This window comes from Gordonia sp. Swx-4 (assembly GCF_030316175.1).
GTDB lineage: Bacteria > Actinomycetota > Actinomycetes > Mycobacteriales > Mycobacteriaceae > Gordonia > Gordonia alkanivorans.
Window position 1 is genome coordinate 4,130,697 of the sequence record NZ_CP128197.1, and the last position, 23,851, is coordinate 4,154,547.

1 protein-coding gene (running past both ends of the window) is annotated in these 23,851 nt (G+C 68.8%); it reads right to left on the minus strand.

The whole window is internal to a non-ribosomal peptide synthase/polyketide synthase gene (locus PWF70_RS18855; protein WP_286352729.1) on the minus strand: the coding sequence, 42,063 nt in all, runs 12,528 nt past the left edge and 5,684 nt past the right edge, and what appears here is coding positions 5,685-29,535, spanning codon 1,895 (partial) through codon 9,845 (complete); the first complete codon in reading order (the gene reads right to left) occupies positions 23,848-23,850. Both the start codon and the stop codon lie outside the window.

The following is a 23,851-nucleotide window of genomic DNA, read 5'->3' on the forward strand; positions in this document are numbered from 1 at the left end:
GGCGGACGGGAACGTGGTCCGCAGCGACTCGTGGCGCGACACCACGTCGATCAGGGCGGCGTGCAGAGCGTCTTCGTCGAGGGAACCGGACAGCCGCAACACCACCGGGATGTTGTAGGCCGACGAGGTGGTATCGGCTTGGTTGACGAACCACATCCGTTGCTGCGCAAAGGCCAGCGGGATGCGTTCCGGACGCGGACTGACCGCGACGATGGGCGCCCGGGCTGCGTCGAGATCGGCGCTGGCACGGGCCAGTTCTCGCACGCTCGGCGCGTCGAACAGATCGCGGACCGAGATCTCGCTGCCGGTGACCTCACCGACGCGCGCGGCCAACCGCATCGCCGACAGCGAGTTGCCACCGAGGTCGAAGAAGGAGTCGGTGACGCTCACGCGGCCGAGGCCGAGGACGTCGGCGAACACGGCCGCCACCGCGGCCTCCGACTCATCGGCGGGCTCGACGTACTCACCGGCGGAGAACACCGGCTCAGGCAGTGCACGACGGTCGATCTTGCCTGCGGTGTTCAGCGCGATGTCCTCGACGGGCATCCACACGCTCGGCCGCATGTACTCCGGGAGCGACGCCGCGACAACGGACTTCACCGCGTCGATGTCGAGACGCTCGCCCGGGGCCCCCGCCACGTAACCGACGAGGTGTTCGCCGCCACCGGGTGCGGTGGCCACCGTCGCCGCAGCGTGCACGACGCCGGGCGCCGACGCGATGACCGCCTCGATCTCACCGAGTTCGATGCGCTGTCCGCGCAGCTTGACCTGGAAGTCGGTGCGGCCGAGATACTCCAGCACGCCATCGGGACGGCGGCGCACCAGGTCGCCGGTGCGGTACAGACGCGAGCCCGGCTCGCCGTACGGGTCGGCGACGAATCTCTCGGCAGTGAGGTCCGGGCGGGCGGCGTAACCGCGGGCGAGTTGGACCCCGCCGAGGTAGAGCTCGCCGGGCACGCCGGGAGGGACCCGGCGCAACCGCGAATCCAACACCACTGCAGACGAATTCCAGACCGGAACGCCGATGGGCACCGTCGGATCATCCGCGGCGACGGAGTGAATCCGCTCGAACGTGATCTCCACCGCGGCCTCGGTCGGGCCGTACAGGTTGAAGAACCAGGCATCCGGCCACAGTTCGCGCGCCGGTGCCGCGACCGCCGGCGGCAACGCCTCACCCGTGGTCGAGACGATCCGGAGGGTGTCGAGCGCGGCGAGCTGTTCGCGGTCGACGACCTCGAGGAACACCGAGAGCATGGACGGCACGAAGTGCACCATCGTCGTGCCGGTGCGGGCGATCTCGTCGGCCACCTGCCGCGGATTGAGGTGACCACCGTCGGCGAGGACGACCACGCGCGCGCCGATCGCCAACGGCGCGAACAGTTCCGGCACCGAGCAGTCGAAGGTGTACGGCGTCTTCTGCATCACGACGTCGTCGGGGCCGATCGGCAGCGCGTCCAGGCCCCACCACAGGCGGTTGAGCACGGCCGCGTGTGAGAGGGTCACACCCTTCGGACGTCCGGTCGACCCGGAGGTGAAGAGGGTGTATGCCGCATCGTCCGGGCGCAGCGGCGCGAGTCGCTCGTCGTCGGACACCGGGGCGGCGGACGCCGCGTCGACGTCCAGCAGCGCCGAGGCGTCGACGGTCATGACACGGACCCCGGCCTCGTCCGCGGCGTTCACCGCGCCGGGTACCCCGTCCGCGTCGGCGACCAGCAGCACTCGCGCACCGGCGGTCTCGTACATGTAGCGAACGCGGTCCGCGGGTGCGGCCACGTCGACGGGTACGTACTGACCACCGGCGGCGACGACGGCATGGATGGCCACCATCATCTCGACCGATCGCGGAACACACAGCGCCACAGCGACATCGGGACCGACCCCGGCGGCTATCAGGGCACGGGCGAGCGTGTTGACCCGGGCCGAGAACTCCGCGTAGGACACCTCACGCTCACCGAAGACGAGCGCGGTCGCGTCAGGAGTGCGTCGGGCCTGCGCGGCCACGGCGTCACTGACCGTCTGCACGGCCGGCAACTCCACGGGATCGCCCCATTCAGCGGTCTCGATCTCGGCCACCGTCGCCGGCGCGACGAAGGGCGCGTCGCCCACTGCGGTTCCCGGCGCCGCGGTCAACGCACCGAGCAGGCGGGTGAAGCGGTTGGCGAACTCAAGGACGGTCGCTTCCTCGAAGAGGTCGGTGGCATAGGTGATCGACATCGGCCATACCTGGCCGACCGGGCGAGACGACACCGTGATCCACAGGTCGGTCTGCGCCATCGCGGCCACGTCATCGTACGGCGTGACCGTCAGTCCGCCGGCCTCGCCGAGAGCTTCGGTCACCGACGCGGCCGGGTCGAAGGAGAAGATCACCTGCGCCAGTGGAGCGAACGCCTCGGAGCGAACCGGGTTGAGTCGGTCGACGAGGGTCTCGAACGGGATGTCGGCGTGAGCGAAGGCGCTCAGGTCTGTCTCGCGAACATCCGCGAGGAATTCCTGGAACGACCGGCCACCGTCGACGCCGGTCCGCAGGACGAGCGTGTTGACGAACATGCCGACCAGCGGATCGAGCACTTCCTGGCCTCGACCGGCGATCGGCGTGCCCACCGCGATGTCGTCCGTCGCCGAGAGTCGTGCGAGCAGAACTGCGAGGGCAGCATGCACGACCATGAAGGGAGTCACTCCACCCGCACGGGCGAGATCGGCGACAGCACTGGCGACATCGGCCGGGATGTCGACGCCGACGCGCGCACCACGACCGGATGCGACGGCGGGCCTCGGCCGATCAGCGGGTAGTTCGAGGACGTCGGGCAGGCCTGCGAGCTGAGTTGTCCAGTAGGCGAGTTGACGAGCAACCACGGATTCGGGATCGTCGACCGAGCCGAGCACCTCGTGCTGCCAGATCGCGTAATCAGCGAACTGTACAGGGAGCGGGGCGAATTCGGGCTGCTGACCGGCGGCCCGCGCGGTGTAGGCGGTGACCAGGTCGGACACCAGCGGCGACAGCGACTCGCCGTCCGCGCCGACGTGGTGCAGGACGATGGCGAGGATGTGCTCATCGTCGGCGACGGGGTACAGACGGGCACGGATCGGCCATTCGGAGGTGACGTCGAAGCCGGCGGTCGCCCCGTCGACCAGGTCGGCCTCGGAGTCGACGACAAGCCAATCGAGGTGCTCGACGACCGAGGACTTGGGATGGACGAGTTGATATGGCACACCGGCCTCGTCCGGGAACGTGGTTCGCAGCACCTCGTGACGAGAGACCACATCCACCAGTGCCGCACGCAGTGCCTCGACATCGAGGCCACCGCGCATCCGCAGGACCGCGGGGATGTTGTGCATCGCCTCACCCGGTTCGAACCGGTTGATGAACCAGAGCCGTTGCTGCGCAAAGGACAGCGGGATCCGATCCGGCCGCGGCGACACTGTCGTCACTGGTGGAAGATCTGCGCCGCGATCAGCCACTGCGGCGACGAGTTCCCGCACCGACGGCGCATCGAATACGTCGCGGACGGTCACTCGGGTACCCAACGCGGCCGCGACCCGTGACGCCAGGCGGGTCGCGGACAGCGAGTTACCACCCAGGTCGAAGAAGCTCGTCGTGACGCCGATCGCCTCGAGACCGAGGACCCCGGCGAACACCTCCGCCACCTCGGCCTCGAACTCATCCGCCGGTGCGACGAACTCGGCGGCCGATGCCGCGACGAGCTCGGGCTCAGGCAGTGCGCGTCGATCGATCTTGCCTGCGGTGTTGAGCACCATCTCCTCGACGGGAACCCAGATGGTGGGCCGCATGTACGCCGGAAGCGATCGGGCCACGACGTCCCTCACCGCATCGAGGTCTACCCGTGATCCGTAGGCCCCTGCCACGTAGGCGACGAGGTGTTCTCCGGTGTCCGGTGTCGAGTACACCGTCACGGCAGTGTGCACGACTCCAGGTGCGGTCGCGATGACCGACTCGATCTCGCCCAACTCTATGCGCTGTCCGCGCAACTTCACCTGGAAGTCGGTACGACCCAGATACTCCAGCTGCCCTTCTGTATTCCAACGCACCAGGTCACCGGTGCGATAGAGACGTTCTCCGGTCCCGCTGAACGGATTGGCGACAAAACGCTCGGCGGTCAGTCCCGGCCGTGCGGAGTACCCGCGCGCGAGTTGCACTCCGCCGAGGTACAACTCGCCCGGCACGCCCGCCGGTACGCGTTGCAGCCGCGCATCGAGAACGAATGTCGCGGTGTTAGGCACCGGTACGCCGATGGGCACGACATCCTCGCCCGGTTGCACGTGGTGGGCGGTCACGTCGACCGCAGCCTCCGTCGGACCGTAGAGGTTGTGCAACTCGTTGCCCGGTAGCGCGGCGAGCAGCGATCGGGCGGCCGCCACCGTGAGCGCCTCACCAGAGGTGAATGTCAGTCGCAGCGACGCGAGGTCACCCGTCCTGTCCCCGAGAACGTCGAGGAACACCGACAGCATCGACGGCACGAAATGAATGATCGTGACCCGTTGTGTTCCGATCAGATCGGCGAGGTACTCCGGGTCGCCGTGCCGGCCGGCATCAGCAATCACCAGGGTCGCTCCGACCTCGAACGGAAGGAACAGTTCCCACACCGAGACGTCGAAGGTGATCGGCGTCTTCTGCACGAAGACGTCTGCCTGTCCGATCGCGTACCAGTCGCGCATCCAGTCCAGGCGATTCACGATCGCGCGGTGCGAGACCGTCACGCCCTTCGGCCGACCGGTCGAACCGGAAGTGAAGAGGGTGTAAGCCGGGTCGTCACCGCGGATCGGTCGGACCCGGTCGGCGTCGGTGATCGGCGCGATGTCCGACCCGGGGTCGCGAGCGGTGTCGACGGTGACAAAACGGACGTCGTCGAGGCCGGACAGATCGGTGTCCACCGGGCGCGGTCCGATGAGGACGATCCCGACGCCTGCGGTCTCGAGCATGTAGACGGCGCGATCACGCGGCGCGGCGGTGTCCACCGGCACGTAGTGCCCGCCGGCCGCAACAACGGCGTGAATAGCCACCAGCATGTCGATTCCGCGGTCGATGCATACTGCCACCGGCACCTCGGGTCCGACACCGAGGCCTAGTAGTTCACGCGCGAGACCTGCTACGTGAGAGTCGAATTCGCGATAGGTAACCCGTCGGCCGCCATGAACCACCGCGATGCCCTCGCGGGCGGCCCGTCCGTGTCGGCCCAGGGCTTCGGTCAAGGATGTGACCGGCATCGCCAAGTCGATACCGCGCGAGCGCGCGAGTATCTCGGTGACTTCCGCCGGTTCGAGCAACGTGGCCGTAGCCACAGATGCCGAGATGTCGGTCACGAGCTGTCCCAGAAGGCCGACGAACCGTCGGACGAGCCTGGTCGCCGACTCCTCGCCGAACAGATCACGGGCATAGACGATCTCGAGCGGCCAGTCGCCCGCACCTTCCGGAGCCGTGACGCCGACGGTCAGGTCGACCTTGGCAGCTGGGTCGGGGTCGGTGACCGGTTCGATGAGCAGACCGGCAACGGAAGCGGAGGTGGTGTCGGTGGCCAGTTCCGGAATGGCGGTCTGTCCGAAGGTCAACATGACTTGTGCAAGCGGGGCGAAGGCCTCGGAGCGCACCGGGTCGAGTCGTTCGACCAAGGTCTCGAAGGTGACGTCGGAGTTGGCGAAGGCTTCGAGATCGGTCTCGCGGACCTGCTCGATCAGTTCGGCGAAGCTCATGTTCGGTCGGACCTCGGTACGCAACACCAGGGTGTTGACAAACATGCCCACGAGCGGGTCGAGCGCGCGCTGGCCGCGTCCGGCGATCGGCGTCGCGATCGCGATGTCCTCGGTCGCCGACAGGCGCGCCAGGAGGACCGCGAGCGCGGCATGCACGACCATGAACGGGGTGACGCCCGCGTCGTGAGCGAGAGCGCGAATTCGTTCGCCGACGACTGCGGGGATCGTCTCTCGCACGCGTCCGCCGTGCTGCGAGGCGACCAGCGGGCGGGGACGGTCGAAGGGCAGTTCCAGGGCCTCGGGAAGGCCTGCGAGTTTGCCCGTCCAGTAGGCCAACTGCCGGCCCGTCACCGAGGTGGGATCGGACCCGTCGCCGAGAACCTCGTGCTGCCACAGGGCGAAGTCGGCGAACTGCACCTCGAGCGGCGCGAACGCGGGCTCCACGCCGTTTGCCCGGGCCTCGTAGGCCGTCAGCACATCGGTCAGCAGAGGCCGCATCGACTCGCCGTCGGCGCCGATATGGTGCAGCACGACGGCCAGGACGTGCTGGCCGTCGCCCGACTTCCACAGGCGGACGCGAATCGGCCAGTCGACGGTGACATCGAACCCGGACATCACCCGGATCAACTCTTCCTCGGAATCGACGACGGCCCAATCGAGTTCGGCGTTGACGCGCTCCACGGGCGAGACCCGCTGATACGGCAGGCCGTCGTACTCCGGGAACGTCGTCCGCAAGACCTCGTGGCGGATCACGACGTCGACGACCGCGGTACGCAACGCGGTCACATCGAGGTCGCCCGTCAGGCGGACGACCACGGGGATGTTGTAGGTGACGGAGTCCGGAGCGAGGCGGTTGAGGAACCACATCCGCTGCTGAGCGAAAGCCACCGGGACCCGCTCGGGCCGCACGACATGCGCGGTCACCGGCGTCAATCCGGCACCACGGCGCGCCAGCGCGGCGGCCAGTTCACGGACGGTCGACAAGTCGAAGATGTCGCGAACCGAGACCTCTACACCGAGATGATCCGAGGCGCGTGCCACCGCCCGCATGGCAGACAACGAGTTGCCGCCGAGATCGAAGAAGGACGTGTCGACCGACACCCGGTCCACCCCGAGCACGTCGGCGAACACCCGTGCCAGGCTCGCCTCGGTCTTGGTGGCCGGTGCGACGAAGTCGTCCGAGTCGACGTTGATCTCCGGGATGGGTAGCGCGTCGCGATCGAGTTTGCCGTTGGCGGTGAGCGGGAACGACAGCTCCTCGACGACCATGTCCGGGATCATGTACTCCGGGAGGCGCCGACCCACTGTGCGACGTGCCTCGTGGAGATCCATGTCGTGGGAACCGTCGGAGATCACGTATCCGATGAGTTGCTCGCCGCGCCTCGGGATCTCGACGACTCTGGCGGCTGCCGCACTCACACCCGGCACCGACAACAATGCCGCCTCGATCTCCGCGAGTTCGATCCGGTAACCGCGGAGCTGCACCTGCGCATCGCCGCGCCCGAGGTACTCGATGTCACCGCCGACTCGACGCGCCAGGTCCCCGGTGCGATACATCCGGGTCCCGGGCTCACCGTGTGGAGCCGCCACGAAGCGGGCCGCGGAAAGGCCGGCCCGGTTCAGATAGCCTTGCGCCAACTGGCCGCCGGTCACGTACATTTCGCCGACCACGCCCTCGGGCACCGGCCGCAGACGATCATCCAGCACGTGGATGCTCAGCGACGACAACGGACGACCGATGAAACTCGCGTCGTCAGCAGTCACTGTCTCCGGTTCCAGCGGCCGGAAGCTGACGTGCACGGTGGTCTCGGTGATGCCGTACATGTTCACCAGCTGCGTGGTCTCCGCCGGATGATCGTCGAACCAGCGACGCACCTGCTCGAAACTCAGTGCCTCACCACCGAACACGATGTATCGCAGCCCGAGCGCCGTGCGATTCCGCCGGCGCGCCTCCGCCAGCTGATAGAACGCCGACGGTGTCTGACTCAACACCGTGACCCGTTCGCGGGCCAGGAGTTCCAGGAACTCGTCCGGTGACCGCGCGAGGTACCGGTCGACGACGATGAGCCTGGCTCCGCTCAGCAGCGGACCCCACAACTCCCACACCGAGAAGTCGAAGGCATAGCTGTGGAACAACGTCCAGACATCCGCCTCGGAGAAGTCGAAATCGCCTGCAGCGGTGTCCATCAGGGTCACCACATCGCGGTGGGTGACTTCGACGCCCTTCGGACGACCAGTCGACCCCGACGTGTAGATCACGTACGCGCGCGACTCCGGATGGATCGCCACCTGGCCCGGCGACGTCTGGTGGCCCTCTCGGACGAGGTCCTCGACCGTCACCACCGGGGTGGAGTCCAGTTGGGTCCAGAGTTCGGCTTCGGCAGTGGTCTGATCGGTCACGACCACAGACGGCGCTGCATCGGCGACGATGAATCGCAACCGATCCACCGGGTTCGTCGTGTCCAGCGGGAGATAGCCTGCACCGCAACGCAAGACACCGACAATCGAACTCACCAGGTCCACCGAACGAGACGGTGCCACCGCCACCAGATCACCCGCGCGTACACCGCGCGCCTGCAGCGCCGCAGCGATCGCGGACGACCGCGCATCCAACTCGGCGTAGCTGAGCGTTGTCTCACCCGCGGTCACCGCACGACGATGCGGATGTGCCGACACCGTCCGGCCGAAGAGGTCGACGAGGGACGCACCCGCGTTGACCGTGTCGGTGGCCGGGAGCGGCAGGGCGGCGAGTTCGGCGATCTCCGAGTCGAACAGCACCGGGACGTCACCGGTCGCGATCGCCGGGTCGTGGACGCAGGCGGTCAGAACCGCGACGAACCGATCGGCCAGACGGGCGACGCTCCGCTCGTCGAACAGATCGGTGGCGTACTGGATCACCGCGGGCCAGGGCTGTCCGGGTCCGGCGGTCCCGATCCCGAACAACGCATCGACCTTCGCGGTCAGCTGCGGCACCTCGACGGGCGTGACCCGCACGTCCGCGACCTCGCCACCGGCCAGACCCGACCCCGCCAACTCGGGGACCACCGACTGGTCCAAGGTCAACCAGACCTGGGCAAGAGGCGCGAACGATTCGGACCGAACGGGATTCATCCGTTCCACCACGGTTTCGAACGGCACATCCGAGTGCGCGAACGCGTCAAGATCCACGTCACGGACGCGCTCGAGAAGCGCCTCGAACGAGTCGCCGGAGCCGACGGCGGTCCGCAACACCAGGGTGTTCACGAACATACCGATCATCGGGTCCAGCTCGGCCCGCCCGCGACCGGCGACAGGGGTGCCGACTGCGACGTCATCCGTGGCCGCCATGCGGGACAGCAGGACCGCCAGCGCCGCATGGACCACCATGAAGGGGGTGACTCCCGCGTCACGCGCCAATTCGCCGATCCGGTTCGCGACGGACGCCGGGATCTCGAAGGCGACACGTCCGCCGCGCCCCGATGCCACCTTCGGCCGCGCGCGGTCCGCCGGTAGTTCCAGCACGTCCGGTAGTCCTGCGAGTTGTTCCGCCCAGTAAGCCAATTGCGTCCCGGCCACCGAGTGCGGGTCGGTGGGTGACCCGAGCGTGGCGTGCTGCCAGATCGCGAAGTCTGCGAACTGCATTGCCAGGGGGGTGAACTGCGGCTCACGGCCGCGGACACGAGCCGAATAAGCGGTCACGAGATCGGCGACCAGCGGACCCATCGACTCGCCATCGGCACCGATGTGGTGCAGGACGACCGCGAGCATGTGCTCGTCGTCCGCGACCGGGTACAACCGGACCCGGATCGGCCAGTGCGACGTGACGTCGAAGCCGCCGAGTGCCGCCGTCCACATGGCCTCTTCGGAATGGACGACTGCCCAGTCGAGGCGTGATCCGATCTCCTCGACCGGCGCGATGTCCTGATAGGGCTCCCCATCGCGTTCCGGGAACGCGGTCCGCAGGATGTCATGCCGGGCCACCACATCCATGACTGCGGCATGCAGTGCTGCGACGTCGAGCGCCCCGGTGAGCCGCATGACCACCGGGATGTTGTACGTGGGCGCGTCGGGTTCGAGCCGGTTGATGAACCACATCCGGATCTGGTCGAAGGACAACGGGATGCGGTCGAAGTGCGCCGTCCGTACCGGGCTGTCCACTGTGGTCGCCGCGTGCCCGGCGCGCACGCCCAGAACCTCGGCGAGGCCGCGCGCGGTCGGCGCGTCGAACAGGTCGCGCACGGTCACGGCGACGCCGAAGGCGTCGGACAGTCGCGCCACGACGCGCATGGCGGAGAGTGAGTTGCCACCGAGGTCGAAGAACGGTTCGACGACCGACACCCGGTCCACGCCGAGGACCTCGGCGAAGGTCTCGGCGACCCCGGTCTCGTCCTCGGTCTCCGGCGCCACGTACTCGGCGGCCGCGAACTCTGGTTCCGGCAACGCCTTTCGGTCGATCTTGCCCGCGCTGTTGAGTGCGATGTCGTCGAGGACAACCCAGACGGTCGGGCGCATGTACTCCGGCAACGCGTCGGCCACGACACCCTTGACGGCGTCGAGATCGATACCCGAGACCCCGGCGGGCCCGGCGATGTAGGCAACCAGATGCTGGTCCCCGGTGGGTGCGTCGATGACCGTGGCGGCGGTGTGCACCACCCCGGGCGCAGTGGCGATCACCGCTTCGATCTCACCGAGCTCGATGCGCTGGCCACGCAACTTCACCTGGAAGTCAGTGCGGCCCAGGTATTCCAGGACCCCGTCGCGGCGTCGACGGACGAGATCGCCGGTGCGGTAGAGGCGTTCGCCACGACCGAAGGGACTGGCGACGAAACGCTCCGAGGTCAGGTCCGGTCGGGCGGCGTACCCGCGTGCCAACTGAACGCCCCCGAGGTAGAGCTCACCCGGGACACCGGGCGGCACTCGCCGCAGTCGGGAATCGAGCACCACGGACGACGAGTTCCACATCGGTATGCCGATCGGCACCGACGGATCCTCGGAATGGACCGCCTCGATCCGCTCATAGGTGATCTCGACCGCAGCTTCGGTCGGGCCGTAGAGGTTGTAGAACAACACCTGCGGCAACCAGTCGCGCACCCGGCCGGCCGACGCCGGTGGTAGAGCCTCGCCGGTGGTGGAGATGATGCGCACCGATTTCCAGGCCCGTACCCGCTCCTCACCGGCGACCTCGAGGAAGACCGACAGCATCGACGGCACGAAGTGGACCATCGTCGCCCTGGTCCGACTGACCTCGTCGGCGACATAGACCGGGTCCAGGTGACCGTCGGCTTGGAGGATGACCATCGACGCGCCGACCATGAGGGGCGCGAACAACTCGGGCACCGACACATCGAAGGTGTACGGGGTCTTCAGCACCACGCGGTCGACGGTGCCGATGGGCAGTTCGTCCAGGCCCCACCAGAGGCGGTTCAGCACCGCGGAATGGGAGAGCGTGACACCCTTCGGACGTCCGGTGGACCCTGAGGTGAAGAGGGTGTAGATGGCGTCGTCGCCGCGGATGGGACGGACGCGTTCGGCATCGGTCAGCGGCGGCGTGGACAGGTCGACCGCCGCGTCGGCACTGATCGCGTGCATCGTCACGAGGTCGCCGAGTTCGGCGACGGCGGGCGGGGTCCGGTCCCCGCTGACGAGCACCACTGAGACACCTGCTGTCTCGACCATGTACCGCACGCGTTCAGCGGGCGCCGACGTGTCGATCGGAACGTACTGTCCGCCCGCGGCGACCACCGCGTGAATCGCGACGACCATCTCCACCGAGCGCGGAATACACAGGCCCACTGCGGTATCGGGTCCGACGCCCAGGTCTCGCAGCGTCCGGGCGAGCGTGTTGACCCGCGCGCCGAACTCGCCGTAGGACACCTCGCGCTCGCCGGCGATGAGCGCGGTGCGACCGCTGTCCCGGATGACCGTCCGCATCACCGCGGCATCGACAGAAACGACATCCGGCAGCGTCACATCCGGGCCCTGCTCGAACCCGCGGACCGCGGCGACCTCGTCGGGCGACATGAGTCCGACGTCGAGGACTCCGATCGCCGGGTTCGCGATGAGGTCCGAGAGGAGACGCAGGAACCGTTCCCTCAACAGGACGACAGTCGACTCGTCGAACAAGTCCGTGGCGTAGACGATGGAACCGCGCCACGGCTGGCCGGCGGCAGCGGCCGCGAGCCCGATGGTCAGGTCCACCTTCGCCGGGGTGACTTCGTTGTCCACGGCTTCGACGGTCAGACCGTCCACCACGACCGCGCCCAACTCGCCACCGAGTTCCGGCAGCGTCGCCTGGTTCAGGGTGAACAGGACTTGAGCCAATGGGGCGAAGGCCTCGGACCGGACCGGGTTGAGGTGGTCGACCAGACGCTCGAAGGGCAGGTCGGCATTGGCGAAGGCATCGAGGTCGGTGTCGCGGGTCTGCTCGAGGATGTCGAGGAAGGTCGCGGCGGGATCGACACGGGTACGCAACACCAGGGTGTTGACGAACATGCCGATGAGCGGATCGAGTTCGGGCTGACCGCGCCCGGCGACGGGTGTCGCGATGGCCACGTCGTCGACCAGCGACGTACGGCTCAGCAACACCGCCAACGCTGCATGGATCACCATGAACGCGGTCACCCCGTGCTCGCGGGCCATCCCGTTGATCGCGTCGCCCAGTTCCCCGGGGACCTCGACAGGCAGGTGCGCACCGTGCTGACTCGCGACAGCCGGCCGCGGTCGGTCGGCGGGTAGATCGATGACCTCCGGAAGGCCAGCGAGCTGCTGTTCCCAGTACCGGAGTTGTTGCGACACCGGCGAAGTCGGATCACTGGCGTCGCCGAGAACTTCGTGCTGCCACAGCGCGACGTCAGCGACCTGCACGTCGAGAGCGGAGAATGCGGGCGTTTGTCCGACGCAGCGGGCTGAGTAGGCCGTCAGTAGGTCGCGGGCCAGAACCGGACGCGACTCACCATCCGACGCGATGTGGTGCAGGACGATCAAGAACACGTGTTCGTGGTCACCGGTCCGCGTCAGTCGCGCACGCATGGGCCAGTCGATGGTGACGTCGAACCCCGTTGTCGCCGCGGCGTAGAGATCGTCAGTGGTCCCGACCACGGCCCAGTCGATCCGGCCGTCGACCTCGTCGGCGGAGTGGACGACCTGGTGTGGCACCCCGTCCGCGGACGGGAAGGTCGTACGGAGAACTTCGTGGCGACGGACGACATCGGCGAGTGCGTCGCGTAGCCCCGCGTCGTCCAGATCGCCACGCAGCGTCAGAGCGATCGGGATGTTGTAAGTCGCCTGTCCGGGGTCGAGTTGGTTGATGAACCACATCCGCTGTTGTGCGAAGGTGAGCGGCAGACTCTCCGGACGTGGACGGTACGCAGCCACCGGTGGCAACGCTCGCCCGCGCCCACCTGCACGGCCGACGAGTTCCCGCACCGTCGGCGCGTCGAACACATCGCGCACCGAGACATCACGCCCCAACGCATCCGAGACACGCGAGGCCAACCGCATCGCCGACAGCGACGTGCCGCCGATGGCGAAGAAGTCGTCGGTCGCACCGACACGATCGACGTCGAGCAACCCGGCGAAGATCTCGGCGACCTCGGTCTCCTGGCCGTAGGCCGGCGCCACGTACTCACCCGCGGTGAACTGCGGCGCGGGGAGCGCGCGACGATCGACCTTGCCCGAGGTGGTCAGCGGCATCTGGTCCAGGACCATCCACGTGGTCGGGACCATGAACTCCGGGAGCCCGCGCCGCGCAACGTCTTTCACCGTGTCGGCGTCGAGATCGACGCCCGGCCCGGCGGCCAGGTAGGCCACCAGCCGCTCGCCTCCCCCGGCGGGGGCGGCGACCACCACGGCGGTGTGCACGACACCGGGGGCCGATCCGAGCACCGACTCGATCTCGCCGAGTTCGATGCGCTGGCCGCGCAGCTTCACCTGGAAGTCGTTGCGACCCAGGTATTCGAGTTCACCGGCGGCATTCCAGCGTCCGCGGTCACCGGTGCGGTACAACCGCGCACCGGCCGGCCCGAACGGGTCGGCGACGAAGGTCTGGGCGGTCAGGCCGGGCCTGGAGGCGTACCCGCGTGCCAGCTGGGCTCCGCCGAGGTACAGCTCACCGGCCACGCCGACGGGCACCGGACGCAGCCGCGCGTCGAGCACGCGCACCGACGAGTTCCAGACCGGGGTTCCGATCGGGATATTCTGCGGCGGCGGCCCGGTAACGGCACCGTAGGTGATGTCGACGACGGCCTCGGTGGGACCGTACTGGTTGACCAACAGCGCATTCGGAAGTGCGGCCGCCAGTCCCGACGCGAGGCCGGGCAGCAGCGCCTCGCCGCCGGAGAAGATCCGGCGCAGGCTGGCGAGCCGCTCGATGCCGACACCGGTGGCCCCGTCGAGGAAGGCGGCGAGCATCGAGGGGACGAACTTCACCGTGGTCACGCCGTGGCGCTCGATGAGCCCGGCGAGATGACGCGGATCGCGGTGGCCGCCCGGTTCGGCGACGACGACCGGCGAGGCATTGAACACCGGCCCGAAGAACTCCCAGACCGAGGCGTCGAAGGTGTACGGCGTCTTCAGCAGGAAGCAATGCGGCCCTTCGCCGTTCGATTCGCTGAACCACGCTAGGGTGTTGCGCAGCGCACCGTGGGTGACGGTGACACCCTTCGGGCGTCCCGTCGATCCGGAGGTGAAGATCGTGTAGACGGCGTTGTCCGGATGGACGACCCCGAGACGGTCGGCCTCGGTCACCGGAGGTACGTGCGCGTCCGGGAGCGGAGTCGAGGCGTCGACACGCACGATCCGGCCACCGAACTCGTCGAGGACGGACGGGATCGCTCCGGGACCGACGACGACGGTCGCCACCTGCGCGGTGTCGAGGATGTACTGCCCGCGTTCGGCCGGGCTCTCCGGGTCGACGGGAACGTAATGCCCACCGGCGGCGACGATTCCGTGTACCGCGACCATGATCTCGACCGACCGGTCGAGACAGACGCCGACCGCGACATCCGGACCCACACCCGCGTCGATGAGTTCGCGCGCCAGGAGTGACACGCGGGCGGCGAACTCGGCCTGATCGACCACGCGGTCGTCGAAGATGACCGCAGGCGCATCGGGAGCCGAGGCGGCGTTCGACGCCACGAGGTCGGCCACGATGTGCGGTGATCCCACCGCGACCCGGGCGCCGGTCGCGAAGTCGTCGAGACGCGATGACTCGTCCGGCAGCACGAGCCCGGCGTCACCGACAGGACGCGACGGCGCGCTCAGGACTCCGGTCAGCACGGCGACGAGTCGACGGGTCAGGGTGTCGATCGAGGACTCGTCGAACAGGTCGGTGGCGTAGATGACCGATCCGGACCACCGGCGCCCGTCGTCTCCCCGGTCGATCGCGAAGTTCAGGTCGACCTTCGCACCCGGCGCGGCCGGCGGAAGGGGCTCGAAACCCAGATCGCCGATGGAACCACTCTGTTCGGCGTCGATCGCGAAGTCGGCGGAGGCCGACTGGTCGAACGTGAGATTCACCTGGGCGAGCGGGGCGAACGCCTCCGTGCGGACCGGGTTGAGTTTCTCCACCAGCGTCTCGAACGGGACGTCCGCGTTCGCGAAGGCATCCAGGTCGGTGGTCCGGACCCGGTCCAGCAGGGTCTCGAAGGACTCGCCCGCGTCGACCGGGACCCGGAGCACCAGCGTGTTGACGAACATGCCGACGAGCGGGTCGAGAGCGGCCCGCCCACGGCCGGCGATCGGGGTACCGACCACGATGTCATCACCGGCCGAGAGCCGCGCCAGCAGCACGGCGAGTGCTGCGTGGACGACCATGAACGGGGTGACGCCCCGCTCGGCGGCCACGCGTTCGATCGCGGTCCCGATCTCGGCCGGGATGTCGAAGTCGAACCGGGCGCCGCGCTGCGACGCCACGGCCGGACGCGGGCGGTCGGTGGGCAACTCGAGCAGCTCCGGCGCACCGGAGAGCCGGCCGATCCAGTGGTCGAGCTGGGCGGCGATCAGCGAATCGGGGTCCCCGGTCGAACCGAAGACGTCGTGCTGCCAGAGCGCGTAGTCGGCGAACTCCACCTCGAGTGGCGCGAACACCGGGTCCAGGCCTTCGACCCTGGAACCGTACGCGGTGAGCAGGTCGGCCAGCATCGGTTTCATCGACTCGCCGTCGGCGGCGATGTGGTGGACGACCACCACGAAGACGAACTCATGGTCGGCCACCGGCCATAGGCGCGCCCGGATCGGCCAGTCGACGGTCACATCGAAGCCGCCGGTCACTGCTGACTCGATTTCCCCCTGGGAACCCACGACCGCCCAGTCCAGCCGGTCTACGACCTCGTCCGGGCCGGCGATGTGCTGATGGGGTACACCGTCGACCTCGGGGAAGGTGGTGCGCAACACGGCTTGCCGTGCGACGAGGTCGGCGACCGCCGCGCGCAGGGCCTCGGTGTCGAGGTCGCCGCGCAAGCGCAGCGCGATCGGGATGTTGTAGGCCGACGACGCGGGCTCGAACCTGTTGATGAACCACAGGCGCTGCTGGGCGAACGACAGCGGGATCCGCTCCGGGCGCGGCGAGACCGCGACCACGGGCGGCAGACCGGATCCGCGTCCGGCGACCGCGGCGACGAGATCGCGGACGGACGACGCCTCGAACACGTCCCGCACCGACACCTCGGTCCCGAGTGCATCGGCAACGCGCGAGGCGAGGCGGGTCGCGGATAGCGAGTTGCCACCGAGATCGAAGAAGCTTGTCGTGACCCCGATCTCGTCGACACCGAGCACCTCGGCGAAGACCTGCGCGACCGCGGTCTCCTGCGGGCCGGTGGGCGCGACGATCTCCTCGACGACGGTGGCCGAGTCGGGTACCGGAAGGGCATCGCGGTCGAGTTTGCCGTTGGCCGTCAACGGCAGCGTGTCGACGTCGATGATCTGGTCGGGGACCATGTACGACGGCACCGCGCGCCCGGCGATGCGCCGGACCTCGGCGGCCTCGACCGCGTCGCCCGCGTCGCGGACCAGGTAACCGATGAGTTGCTCACCGCGGCCGGGGATGTCGACGACACGTGCCGCGGCCGCACTCACACCCGGCACCGCCAGGAGTGCCGCCTCGATCTCACCGAACTCGATCCGATAACCGCGCAACTGCACCTGCGCATCGCCGCGGCCGAGGTACTCGATGTCATCGCCGACCCGGCGCGCCAAGTCGCCGGTGCGATACATCCGGGACCCGGGCTCGCCATAGGGCGAGGCCACGAATCGCGTCGCGGACAGGCCGGCGCGTTTCAGGTAGCCCTGCGCCAGTTGTCCACCGGTGACGTACATCTCGCCGACGATGCCCTCTGGCACCGGACGGAGACGCTCGTCGAGCACATGGATGGCCAGCGACGACAGCGGACGACCGATGAAGCTCGCGTCATCGGCCGCCACCGACGACGGGTTCAGCGGACGGAAGCTGACGTGCACGGTCGTCTCGGTGATGCCGTACATGTTGACCAGCGAGGTGGCCTCGCCCGGATGATCGTCGAACCAGCGTCGGACCTGCTCGAAGCTGAGCGCCTCGCCGCCGAACACGATGTAGCGCAACGACAGTGCGGTCCCACGGCGCCGGCGGGCCTCGGCGAGCTGATAGAACGCCGAGGGCGTCTGACTCAGCACGGTGACCCGTTCGCGCGCCAACAGGTCGAGGAACTCCTCCGGCGCCCGCGCCAGGTCCCGGTCGACCAGGACCAGACGACCTCCGGACAGCAATGGTCCCCACAGCTCCCAGACCGAGAAGTCGAACGCGTACGAATGGAACATCGTCCACACGTCCGTCTCGTCGATGTCGAAATCATCGTCGGCGGTGTCCATCAGGGTCACCACGTCGCGGTGGGTGACCTCGACACCCTTGGGCCGGCCCGTGGAACCCGACGTGTAGATCACGTAGGCACGCGAATCGGGATGAACCGTAACCGGTTCCGAAGTCGCAGCGGCACCTTCAGCGATCAGCTGCGCGACCGGCACCACCGGCGTGGTGCCCAACTGGGACCACAGTTCGAAGTCCGCGGTCGTGTCGTCGATGATCACCGCGCTCGGCGCGGCATCGGAGACGATGAAACGCAGGCGGTCGACCGGATTGGTGGTGTCCAGCGGCAGATAGCCCGCGCCGGAACGCAACACACCCAGGATCGAGGAAACGAGATCGACGCCGCGGGAGGTCGCCACGGCTACGAGATCGCCGGTGGAGACTCCTCGCGCACTCAGGGCCGCGGCGACCGCGGCGGAACGTTCGTCGATCTCGCGGTAGTCGAGTGTGGACGTGGTGTCGGTGACCGCCGGACGATCGGCGTGGGTGCGCGCTGCCCGCGCGAACAACTCGGCGAGCGAGGCGTCGGTGTTGCGGGTCCGGGTCACCGGCGGCGTGAGCTCGCTCCGGTACTCGGCGTCGTCGAGCAGGGAGATGGCGCCGACCGCAACCGTCGGGTCGTCGACCAGCGCACGCAGGATGCGGACGAGCGCATCGGAGTACACGTGGACCTGTCGCTCGTCGAAGGCGGCGGGCAGATACTTCAGTTTCAGCTCGATCTGGTCGCCGACCACGCCGGTCACCAGATTCAGCGGGTAGTGGGTCGAGTCGGTGGCGTCGAGATCCTCGATCCCGATGCCGCCGGCGTCGGCCCCCTGCTTCAGCGACTGGGCGTCGACCGGATACGACTCGTGCACCGCGAGGGTGTCGAACAGCTGTCCGCGACCGACGAGTGCGGTCAGCTCGGACAGTCCGAGGTGCTGGTGGTCGAGCACTACGACCTTCGAGGCCTGCAGCGCGTCCAGGACGTCGGCGGCGCGGGCGCCCGGGTCGACGTCCGCGACCGCGGGCAAGGTGTTGATGAAGAGGCCGACCATCGTCTCGACGCCGTCCAGATCGGCCGGACGTCCGGAGACGGTCTCGCCGAAGACGACCGTGCGCTGGCCGGTGATGCGCGAGAGCAGCACCGCCCAGGCGAACTGCATCACCGTCGAGACGGTGACTCCCCGTGCGCGCGTGAGGTCGTCGACGGCGGAGGTGATCTCGGCCGGGAGCAGCACGCTGTGATCGCGCGGAAGCTGATCGGAGGTCGCCTCGCGGCCGGAGCCGACGAGGGTCGGCTCGTCGACGGCGGACAGCACCGACCGCCAGGCCGCCAGTCCCGCTTCGGTGTCGGAGGCGGCGATGTACCGCAGGTAGTCGAAGTAGTCTCCCCGAGCCCCGGATTCGGCGGCGACGGTGCCGGTGTAGGTCTGACCGGTGGCGTACAGCGCGAACAGGTCGGCCATGATCAGCGGGCTCGACCAGCCGTCGATCAGGATGTGGTGGCTGGTGACGACCAACGTCGAGCGTGTGCCACTGCGGACGAGAACGAACCGCATGAGCGGGCCGGACTCGAGGTCGAACGGCGTCGCGCGTTCGACCTGCGCGACCGCGTCGATCGCGTCGTCGCCGTTATCCGCATCCACTGTCCGCCAGGGGATCTCGACCGTCTCCGGAACCACCGCGACGACCTCGCCGCTGGGTACCCGGACGAAACTGGAGCGGAGTACCCGATGGCGGGCGAAGACCTCGCGCACGGCCTCGGCGAGACGGGTGGCGTCGACCTCGCCCTTGAGCGTGAGAACCGCCTGCGCAGTGTAGACGTCGACCGCCCCGGCTTCGCGGCCCGCCGCGGCGAGTTCGGCCTGGAACTGCAGGCCGCGCTGCAGCGGCGACAGCGGCCACACGTCGGCGCCCGGATACCGCCGGGCCAGGTGATCGAGATCGTCCTGGGTGACGCGCGCACCGAGGACATCCGACGGGGAGAGTCCCGGATCGCCGACGCGGGCGACCTCGTCGACGATGGTCGCGAGCTCGGCGTCCCAGCGCCGCGCGAGGTCGTCGACCGCCTTGGTGTCGATCGCGCCGCGCGGGAACGTGAATCCCGCGACGAACTCGCGACCGCTGTCGCCGATCGCGATTCCCGCGTTGATGCTCAGCAGGTTCGGCACGACCATGGCGCCGGTGACCGTGCCGGGCAGGCGCGGTGCGGCGGGGTCGGGCAGGAACGGCATGCCCGCCTCGCCCACGGCCGAGGCGTTCTCGCCGCCGGCCCCGGTTCCCGCGACGTTGCCGAGGTAGTTGAAGCCGATGCTCGGCAACGGTCGCCGGGACAGCTCGGTGTCGCCGTAGCGGAGGAGTCCGTAACCGATCCCGTTGTCGGGCTGGCGGACCCGCTCCTCCTTGGCGAGCTTGACCGTGTGGACGGCGTCACCGCGGACGTCGACGGCCATCGGCGCGATGGTCGTGAACCACCCGACGGTCCGGGACAGATCCACGGTCCGCGGATCGGTTCCGCGTAGCAGGGTTTCCTCGTATCGGCCGTGACCCTCGAGCAGGATGGTCACCGGCCGGTCGTCGGCGATGCCCCGGGCCTGCTGCCACGACCGGACAGCGCGCGCCAGAGCAGCCACGAGAGCGTCGTTGACGTTGCCGCGGAAGGCGGTCGGCACCGACGTCAGCAGCGCCTCGGTCACCGACGAGCCGACCGTGTGCACCACGGTCTCGGTGGTCGACATGCGGTCACGCGCGCGGTCGACCTCCGCCCCGAGGTCGGTGACCCGTTCCGGCGACCGTTCGAGCCAGTAGCGCAGCTCGTCGGATCGCCCGGCCCGCTGGGCGTCGAGCGCGGCGGTGAAGGCGCGCGCCGAGGTGACCTCCGGTCGCAACGAATACGCCTGACCGCCTTGATGTTGCGCCCACGCGGTCAGCAGGTCCTCGATGATGACCCGCCACGAGACGGCGTCGACGCCCAGGTGGTGGATGACGACGACGAGCCGTGCGGCGGCGTCGGGGTCGGTGACCAGAACGGCCGCGACGAGCTGCCCGGTGGTCGGGTCGAGACGCCGCGAGGCGTCCTCGAAGGCCGCGACGACGGTGTCGGAGAAGCCGAGGTCAGCGGTCCGTACCGGACTCGCGAGGGCGGTGACGGCGCCGGGATGCAGTGGCGCGACGCCGGTGCGCATGAGCCATTCGCCATCGGCCTGCCCGGGTTCGACCGCCGCGCTGAGCATCGGATGCACGGACACGACCTGCGCGAGGAGTTCCTGCGCGATCTCCACGGTGAGTCCGGCCGGCGCGGTCAGCACCATGGACTGGGAGAAATCGGCGAAGTCGGTGACCACGTCGGTCTGATCGAGGATCCACGAGACCACCGGCGGCACGGCCATGGGGCCGATCCCGCCGCCGGCCGGTTCCTCAAGGGCGGGCACCCGCTCGCCACGGGCGCCGACGGCGCGGGCAATCGCCCGAACGGTCTTGTGCTCGAAGATGTCTCGAGGCGACACATCGATCCCGGCGGCCCGCGCGGCCGAAGCGACCTGAATGGACATGATGGAATCGCCGCCGAGGGCGAAGAAGGAGTCGGTGACGCTGACGCGTTCGAGACCCAGGAGTCCGGCGATGATCGTGGCGAGCTGCTGCTCGACCGGCGTCTCGGCGTCGACGTGATCGGAGTCGACCTCGATGGTCGGCGCGGGGAGAGCCCGACGATCGAGCTTGCCCACCGGGGTCAGCGGCAGTGCGTCGAGCACGACGATCCCGGCCGGCACCATGAACAACGGCAACCGGTCGGCGAGATGTTCACGCAGCGTGGCGATGTCGACTGCGTCGCGCAACACCACGTAGGCGGCGAGCGCCGCGACGACCGACTGTCCACTCGCGGCGAGCCCGCCGTCGGAGTCGACGCCGACGACGACCGCGGAGGCCACCGCGGGGTGATCGCCGAGCGCACTCTCGATCTCGCCGAGTTCGATACGCAGACCGCGAAGCTTGATCTGGTCGTCGCTACGACCGACATAGTCCACCGAGAGCGACCCGTCGCGGTCACGGGCCCAGCGGACGATGTCCCCGGTGCGATAGATCCGGTCGCCCGGCGCGCCGAAGGGGTTGGCGACGAAGCGCTCCGCGGTCAGACCGCGGCGCGCGAGGTAGCCGCGCGCCAGGGCCGGGCCGCTCACGTACAGTTCGCCCGCCACCCCGACCGGAACTGGGCGGAGCCGGGAGTCGAGCACCAGCAGGTCGACGCCGCCGATCGGCGGTCCGACGAGGACCGGTTCCTCGACCCGCATGGGCGGGCCGATCGCGACACCGATCGTGGCCTCGGTGGGTCCGTAGAGGTTCTGGAAGCGCACCAGTGGTGCCCAGCGGTCACGCAAGGTGTCCGGGACCGCCTCACCGCCCGCGTAGACGGTGTGCAGATCCGGGAGGTCGGCCGGATCGAGGGAGGCGAGCACTGTCGGGGTGAGGAATGTATGGGTCACGCGGTGCTCGCGCATGAAGTCCGCGAGCGGTGCACCGGCCACCGCGTCGCGGTGCCGGTACACGACGGAGGCACCCACGGTGAAGGCGAGCAGATACTCGAGTACGAAGGCGTCGAAACTGGGTGAGGCGAAACCCAGGACGCGTGAGTCCGGGGTGATTCCGGATTTCTCCGCGGCCTCGACGCCGAAGTTGCGCAGGCCGCCCGCGGTGACCTCGACGCCCTTGGGCGTACCGGTCGATCCGGACGTGTAGATCACGTAGGCCGTGTCGTCGGCCCCGACCGCGCTCGGCCGGTCGGCGTCGGTCACAGGCGAATCACTGGCCGCCGCAACGGCTTCGATGAGCTCCGGCGAGTCCAGTTCCAGCCACTCGCTGCCGGGAATCCCGGGCCCGGCCACGTCGCCGAGCGTGAGCCCGAGCCGCGCACCGGAATCGGTGATCATGTGCGACACGCGATCCGCCGGGTAATCCGGGTCGATCGGTACGTACCCGGCCCCGGTCTTGGCCACCGCCCAGATCGCGACCATCAGTTCCGCCGACCGCGGGATGAGCAGCGCGACCAGGGTGCCGCGGCCGATGCTCCGATCCAGCAGGTGACGAGCCAGCCGGTTCGACGCGGCATCGAGCTCGCCGTACGTCAATGACCGCTCGGGGTCGACGACCGCGGTCCGGTCCGCTCCGCCGCGCCGGACCGCGGCGGCGAACAGCTCGGCCAGCGGCACGGCCGGCGTCGCGGGCTGACGGCCCACGGGGGTCAGCAGCTCGCGCTCGTCGGTGTCGAACAGGTCGGCGTCACCCACCGGCACGGTCGCGTCGGTGACCAGCTCGTGCAGCAACCGCGCGAATCGATCCATCATCCGCGCGACCGTCGCCTCGTCGAACAGGTCCGTGGCGTAGTTGACGCGGCCGATCCAGGATCCGCCGCGACCCCCGCGGAGTCCGACCGTCAGGTCCACCTTGGCCGAGTTCTCCTCGGTCTCCACCACTTCCACCGCGAGATCGTCGATGTCGGCGACGAGAGTGGACGGATCCGCGGGAGTGGGGTCGACGGTCAGCAGGATCTGCGTCAGCGGCGCGAAGGCCTCCGAGCGCGACGGCGCGAGTGCGTCCACGACCGCCTCGAAGGGGGCATCGGCGTGGGCGAAGGCGTCGAGATCGGTGACCCGCACGGCGTCGAGAAGGTCGGCGAACCGCTGCGCCGGGTCGACCACGGTCCGCAGCACGAGCGTGTTCACGAACATGCCGACCAGCGGATCCAGCGCGGCGTCGCCGCGTCCGGCGATCGGGGTGCCGATGGCGATGTCGTCGGTGGCCGAGAGTCGCGACAGCAGCACCGCCAGTGCCGCATGGATGACCATGAACTCGGTGACACCACGCTCGATGGCGAGATTTCGGACGAGATCTGCTGTCGCCGAGTCGATCTCGAAACCGACTTCGGCGCCGGCCATCGACGCGACCTTCGGACGCGGACGGTCGGCGGGGAGTTCGAGCACCTCGGGAAGCCCGGCCAGCGCGGTGCGCCAGTAGTCGACCTGCGCCGAGACCCGCGAATCCGGGTCGTCGATCGAGCCGAGCTCACGACGTTGCCAGAGCGCGACGTCGGCGAACTGCACCTCCAGCTCGGCGAAGTCGGGCGAACGACCCTGGGAGCGCGCGACATACGCGGTCACCACGTCGGTGACGAGCGGGCGCATCGATTCGCCGTCGCCGGCGATGTGGTGGATCACGATGAGGACGATGTGTTCGAGGTCGTCGACGCGATGCACGCGGATGCGGATCGGTCGCTGCACCGCGACGTCGAAACCCGCGCCGGCGGCGGCGAACAGGTCGGATTCTTCGTCGACGACATCCCAGTCGAGTTCGGCG